At 63.1% G+C, this 5890-nt stretch carries 6 protein-coding genes and 1 pseudogene; 3 read left to right on the top strand and 4 right to left on the bottom strand.

The genetic code is table 11. The features are described 5' to 3' along the window. Positions 1-43 precede the first annotated feature (43 nt). From Y708_RS0116430 to nucS, 3 genes are all read right to left on the bottom strand, one after another. Complete coding sequence (locus Y708_RS0116430) at positions 44-247, bottom strand: cold-shock protein (protein ID WP_028280767.1); 204 nt, start codon at positions 245-247, stop codon at positions 44-46. 260 nt (positions 248-507) lie between these two features. Further along, the gene (locus tag Y708_RS0116425) at positions 508-1737 is read right to left on the bottom strand and encodes an N-acetylglucosamine-6-phosphate deacetylase (protein WP_028280766.1); all 1230 of its coding nucleotides are present in this window, start codon (positions 1735-1737) and stop codon (positions 508-510) included. Positions 1738-1791: 54 nt separating this feature from the next. Continuing rightward, complete coding sequence (nucS, locus tag Y708_RS0116420) at positions 1792-2487, bottom strand: endonuclease NucS (RefSeq protein ID WP_028280765.1); 696 nt, start codon at positions 2485-2487, stop codon at positions 1792-1794. A 69-nt stretch (positions 2488-2556) separates the two neighbouring features. Between nucS and Y708_RS0116415 the strand changes: the two genes are divergently transcribed. Together Y708_RS0116415 and Y708_RS0116410 are read left to right on the top strand one after the other, a co-directional pair. Next, on the top strand, positions 2557-2877 hold the full coding sequence (locus Y708_RS0116415; RefSeq protein ID WP_028280764.1) for a hypothetical protein: 321 nt from the start codon (positions 2557-2559) through the stop codon (positions 2875-2877). Between the two features lie 53 nt (positions 2878-2930). Further along, positions 2931-3719, top strand: a complete 789-nt coding sequence (locus Y708_RS0116410) for an alpha/beta hydrolase (RefSeq protein ID WP_028280763.1) — start codon at positions 2931-2933, stop codon at positions 3717-3719. Between the two features lies 1 nt (position 3720). On the opposite strand, the gene Y708_RS0116405 is transcribed toward Y708_RS0116410, so the two are convergent. Continuing rightward, a complete protein-coding gene (locus tag Y708_RS0116405; protein WP_081746908.1) occupies positions 3721-4896 on the bottom strand; it encodes an AI-2E family transporter in 1176 nt (391 codons plus the stop codon). 396 nt (positions 4897-5292) lie between these two features. Here Y708_RS0116405 and Y708_RS29970 point away from each other — a divergent pair. Further along, a pseudogene (locus Y708_RS29970) lies at positions 5293-5890 on the top strand (hypothetical protein); the annotation flags it as partial.

The raw sequence follows: 5890 nt of genomic DNA, 5'->3' as shown, positions 1-5890 counted from the left end.
TGCGGGGGCCCTTCCGTTTGGTGCTTCGAGGGGTCCGAAAGGACTAGAGCGCGGTTACGCCCGTAGCCTGGGGTCCCTTGGCGCCCTGACCAATCTCGAACTGAACGCGCTGGTTCTCGTCGAGGGTCTTGAACCCGCCGGTCTGGATTTCCGAGTAGTGGACAAACACATCGCCTTCAGAGTCATCGGGAGTGATGAAGCCGAAGCCCTTTTCCGCGTTGAACCACTTGACGGTTCCCTGTGCCATTTATATCTCCTCATAATGGAACTTTTTCTTGACCGGCACACTTTTATGCAGGCCTAAGGTCACTCCACGGGAGACATCTACGAGGTTTCGGTGTGTACCGATCCTTCACAGGAGCTCCACGCTCGCAACTTGTCTTGCGAGCATGAAAAAACACGTACACAAAGACTGCAATAAGCATCACATACCGTGTGTGACTGGTCAACGGAGAATTCAGGGATTCAGCGGATTGTTAAGCAAAAGTTTGAATACTTAGCCGTCGATTAATAGCCGGCTGCCGCTGCGGGGGCGGGGTCCAGCCACTCACCGCGGCGAAGCACCGCCAGCAGCCGCAAATCTGGATCCACCACCACTGCATCGGCTCGAAGGCCGTTGCGGAGACTGCCCAGCTCGTCGGCCAGTCCAAGGATGTTCGCCGGCACTGCGGTGGCGGAGATCACGGCATCCACCAGACCCACACCCGCGCTGACCGTGCGGCGGACCACATCCAACAGGGTAGCCGTCCCGCCCGCCAGGGATCCGGTCCGGTCCAGGGTTGCCACCCCGCCCGACACCGTGACGGCCGAAGGTCCAAGGCGATAGCTGCCGTCGGCCAGGCCCGTCGCGGCCATCGAGTCGGTCACGAGGGCGATGTTTTCCGCACCCACCAGCTCGAAGACGCTCAGAACCGTCTGGGGATCGAGGTGGGCGTTGTCGGCGATCAATTCCACAGCTGCGTTGCCGGCGCGGGCTATTCGAAGACAGCCCGGCACCGGTCCGGGGGAACGGTGGTGCATGGGGGGCATCCCATTGAACAGGTGGGTCACCGTGGGACGCCCGCTGTAACCGTCAAATCCGGTGGATTCCATCTCTTCGCGAACCAGGCCCAGGGAGGAGACAGCGGTTTGCGTGTCGCAGTCCGTGTGGCCCAGGGAGGGTGTGACGCCGTGGGTCGTCAACTCGTAGATCAGGGCCTCGGCCCCGGGAAGCTCCGGAGCATAGGTCATTGTTTTCATTTTGCCCTGTGCCGCCTCGAGCACCTCGGCAACAAAGCCGGGATCCGGATTCCGGATAAATTCGGGGTTCTGCGCTCCGCAGCGCGCGGTTGAAACAAACGGACCTTCGGCATGGATCCCCGCAAGGAGCCCCTCGTCCGTGAGCGCGCCCAAGGTTTCAAATGCCCTGAACATGTCCTCCCGCGATGCAGTCACGGTGCTTGCCAGGAGGGTGGTGGTGCCGCTGCGGTGCAGGAAGTCGATTGCGCGCCGCGCGGCCTCCGGATCGCCGGATGCGAAGTCACCGCCGAAGGCTCCATGGCAGTGGGTGTCGATGAGGCCGGGGAAAACCAGGCTGCCCTCGGGGAACGTCTTTCCGCCGGCGGCGTCCTGCCCCGAAGCAGGGCCGACATGGGTGATCCTGCCGTCGGCCCAGGCCAGAACGCCGTCATCAATGATTGCTGATTCCGTGACGATCCGCGCGGTCAGACTGTGTGGTGCGCCTTCACTGTTGGCCATGCATCGATTCTAGGGGCACCCGGGAGGATGACGCGGCTGCAAAATTACGCAGGTCTAGAAGAGGCGGGAATCGACGTCGTCGACCCCGCGCATGGCGTCGTAATCCAGGGTGAGACAGTCGATGCCGCGGTCCTGGGCCAGCACCCTCGCCTGCGGTTTGATCTGCTGGGCGGCGAACACCCCGCGCACGGGCGACATCAGCGGATCACGGTTGAGGAGTTCGAGGTAGCGCGTAAGTTGTTCGACGCCGTCGATATCGCCACGCCGTTTGAGTTCAATCGCAACGGTGGCACCACGTGAGTCACGCGCCAGAATATCCACGGGTCCAATGGCGGTCATATACTCGCGCCGGATCAGCGAGAAGCCCTCACCAAGAAGGGTGATCTGCTCGGCGAGGAGCCGTTGAAGATCGGCTTCCACGCCATCCTTGACCAGCCCAGGGTCCACACCCAGGTCGTGTGAGCTCTCGTGGAGGTGCTCGTAGATGCTGATGACCAGCCGGTCATCGCTCTTGGTGTGCTGGACATTCCACGTCTCTGCGACTCCCAGGAGGGCATCCGCCTGGTCCGGTGCGGTGACCCGGAGCGTAGCTGGTGGACTCATCCAGTTGAGCGGCTTGTACGATCCACCGTCTGAGTGGATGAGCACCGAACCATCCGCTTTGACCATGAGTAGCCTGGTGGCGAGCGGCAGATGGGCACGGAGGCGGCCAATGTAATCAACGGAGCAACGGGCTATGACTAGACGCACCCCTTGCACTTTACCGGTCCCGCTGCACCGTTTTTCGCACGCCGCGTCAAACGGGGCAGACTGGTAGGCATGCCGCGCTCCAACCGTCCCCGCAGAACCACGGGAGCACCCAGCCGCAAATGGGGGGACGCGCCTGAACTGGATCTGGAACGCGCCCGCTCCGGGTTCCCAACCCGCGAAAGCTCACCGGACGGTGAATGGTCCGTCCGGCGGATTACCGAGCGCAACGCAGCCAAAGAGTACCGCTGCCCTGGATGCCATGGAGTGATTCTCCCGGGGGTGGCCCACCTGGTGGTCTGGCAGGAGGACTCCCTTCTTGGAGCCGCCACCGCAGTGGCCGACCGCAGGCACTGGCACGTGAACTGCTGGCGCACGCGTAGCCGCTACTGAACGGGCGCGACTACTGGGCAGGCGCACCGCGGATACTGGGTAAACTCTTGTGAATGACCAGCACCGCGGAGAAGTTCGATTTCAGCGATCATCAAACGCCCACCGAGATCCGGGCATCCACGGTTCTCCCGGCACAGCGGCGTGATATTGAACTGAACACAGCTGACGGGTTGACCCTCGTGGGCGAATTCGCAGCCCCCCTTGACAACAGTCCGTCGGCGACCCTCATCACACTGCACCCTCTGCCCACGGCCGGCGGCTTTATGGACTCCCACGTCTTCCGGAAGGCGTCCTTCCGGCTTCCCGCGATGGCCAATATCGCTGTGCTGCGTTTCAACACCAGGGGAACTTGCTCCCCTCGGGGATGCAGCGACGGCGAATTTGACGGCGGCGCATCGGAACGCCAGGATCTGCTGGCCGCGGTGAAATGGGCTGTGGACGAAGGACTCGAAAACCTGTGGCTGGTTGGCTGGTCCTTCGGCACGGAACTGTGCCTGAAGTACGGAGCCGTCGACCCGGTCGTAGAGAACATTGAAGGTGCGGTGCTGCTCTCACCACCCCTGCACCGTGCAGGTGAGCAAGACCTCGATGCCTGGGCTGCATCGCAGCTCCCGCTGGAGGTGCTGGTTCCGGAACATGATGACTACCTGCAGCCGGCCGAGGCCGCGAAGCGCTTCGAACGGGTGCCGCAGGCGAGGGTCACCGGAGTGGACGGCGCCAAGCACTTGTGGGTGGGCGAAAAGTACGTGAGCCGGGTGCTCGACCACATTGCCGGCGTCGTTCTCGGACAACCAACCACATTGCCCACCCAGTGGTCGGGGGCGTCCGCCAAAGCGGACTGAACTACTGTCCGTCCTGGCGGGCGATAAACACTTCCTTGAGCAGGAGCATGACTGCGGCCGCCAGGGGAATGGCAATCAGCGCACCCAGCACCCCAAGCAGGCTTCCGCCGGCAATCACCGCGATGACTGCAACAGCACCGGGCACAGCCACGGCCTTCTGCATGATGCGGGGCGAGATGAAGTACGCCTCCAACTGCAGATACGCAACATACATCACCGCGAAGAGGACAGTGGTCTGCCAGCCGACGGTAAGGGCGACCAGACTGACGACGACGGCGGCAATCAGCGCCCCGACCAGCGGCACAAACGCGAGCAGTGCGACGACGAACGCGAGAAGCACGGAGAACGGCACCTGGGCGATAGTCATGAAGATGAAGGCGAACGTCGCGTTCAGGAGGGCAACGCAGGCCTGTCCAATGACGTAGTTTCCCACGCTCCGGGTGATCTCCTCGGCGAGCTTTTCCACCCGGGGACGGCGTGAGCGCGGCGCCAGCCGGTATGCCCACTTCTTCATCGCGGGCAGCGACGCGAGGAAGTACAGGGTGAGGACGAGGATGATCAGGACACCGAACAGGCTGTTGACAATCACGGTGCCCAAACCCAGAACGCCGCCGAAGATGCCGCCAACCGCCTCGGAATCGGCGAAGAACCTGTTGACCTCCTCGGTGGCCCGCTCCCGTACCTGGAATTGCTGATCAACGGTCTGAAAAAAGTCCGAACTGAGGAAGTCGCGGGCATAGCCCGGCGCGCGCTCGACAAACTGGGTGGTCTGGCTGGCGATTGTCGGAATAAGGGTGGCGAAGAACGCTGTAATAATGCCCGCCAGGAGCAGAAGCGCAAGGGTGATTCCCGCCGGGCGCGGAACATGCTTGTTCTCGAGCCACCGCACAATCGGGTCGAGGCCCAGCGCAATGAACAGCGCGGCGCCAATCCAGAGCAGCAGCTGGCCTACGTTGGTGATCATGAAATAGGCAAGCAGTGCGAGCCCGGCTCCGACGCTCGCCATGAAACCGAAATGGATGGGGTGGTGCCTCATGGATCGGGGCTGGGATCCGCCGAACTTCAGCCGGTCATCACCGATTGCAACATTCTCGTCAACCGGGACGGGGTCCGCGGTTCTTTCGGGCGGAAACTCGAACCGCGGCCTGGGCTGCGCGGCCGGGATGGTGCGGCGCATCCTCACCAGCAGCGCCCTCACTGCGCCGGGCGCCGATGTCTTTTGTCCTGTCGCACCGCGCGGCTGACCGGCCTCCGCGGTGTCCGGATTCACTGACGACGCCGGCCGCGGCAACGGCCGGCCAACCGGGACATCCTCGTTATCGCTCACGCTTCATTCCGCTCTCGCCTGCGTTCGAAAGGCCGCTTGGCGGCCGCATTCTTAACAAGCGAAACACTAACACCGGTGCTGCCGCCCGCGACGAATCTTCGCGCCGGCGCCGCGCCCGGCAAGGGTGACCCCCTGCACACAATCCCGTGCCGCCAGGTCATGTTCGTTACCATTGGATTTATCCATTCTGTGCGTCCGGGCATATCCATGGACCCCACCCCCACAAAGACAGGTATCTGAGTGCGCTTGAAGATTGCAGCTCCCATCATGGTTGTGGGTGCGCTGCTGGTGCTGTTGGGCATCGGCCAGCTCACCTTCTGGGCACCGCCCGAAACCGTGACCGCCTCTGTGCCGGCCGGTGCCCAAAGCGGACCAGTGACGGTGATCGACGCTTCCGCCAAGGAGGCGGATGCCCGGGATGTGGACATCACGGTCCGTTCAGAGGGCCAGTTCACTCTTGCTGTGGGACGCGCTGCCGACGTCGACGCCTGGGTGGGGGAGGCCGCACACCTGCGGGTCACGGGTGCGGATGGCGAAGGACTCCGGACTGAATTCGCGGACGGGGAAGAATCGGTCCCTAACCCGAGCGGCTCGGACCTGTGGACCAGCGAGGAAACGGCCGAAGGCGCCCTGACACACCGCTGGCTTGACCCGGGCGACGGCGACTGGTCTATTCTCCTTGCAGCCGATGGTGAAAGTCCTGCCCCCACCGAGGTCTCCATCACCTGGCCCAACGAGGAAACAACTCCGTGGGCGGTTCCGCTGATAGTTGCTGGGGCGTTGCAACTGGTTCTGGGAATTGCGTTGTCTTTCATCTCGCCGCGCGGAGGCCGCAAGCGGCCCC

Origin of the sequence: Arthrobacter sp. H5, assembly GCF_000520595.1 — a bacterium.
Taxonomy (GTDB): Bacteria; Actinomycetota; Actinomycetes; order Actinomycetales; family Micrococcaceae; genus Arthrobacter_D.
This window is presented reverse-complemented; position numbering and strand designations above follow the sequence as displayed.

Coding starts and splice junctions, on each gene's coding strand:
- Y708_RS0116425 (WP_028280766.1), bottom strand. CDS start 1,737: ATGGCCAACAGTGAAGGCGCACCACACAGTCTGACCGCGCGGATCGTC.
- Y708_RS0116415 (WP_028280764.1), top strand. CDS start 2,557: ATGCCGCGCTCCAACCGTCCCCGCAGAACCACGGGAGCACCCAGCCGC.
- Y708_RS0116405 (WP_081746908.1), bottom strand. CDS start 4,896: ATGCGCCGCACCATCCCGGCCGCGCAGCCCAGGCCGCGGTTCGAGTTT.
- Y708_RS0116430 (WP_028280767.1), bottom strand. CDS start 247: ATGGCACAGGGAACCGTCAAGTGGTTCAACGCGGAAAAGGGCTTCGGC.
- Y708_RS0116410 (WP_028280763.1), top strand. CDS start 2,931: ATGACCAGCACCGCGGAGAAGTTCGATTTCAGCGATCATCAAACGCCC.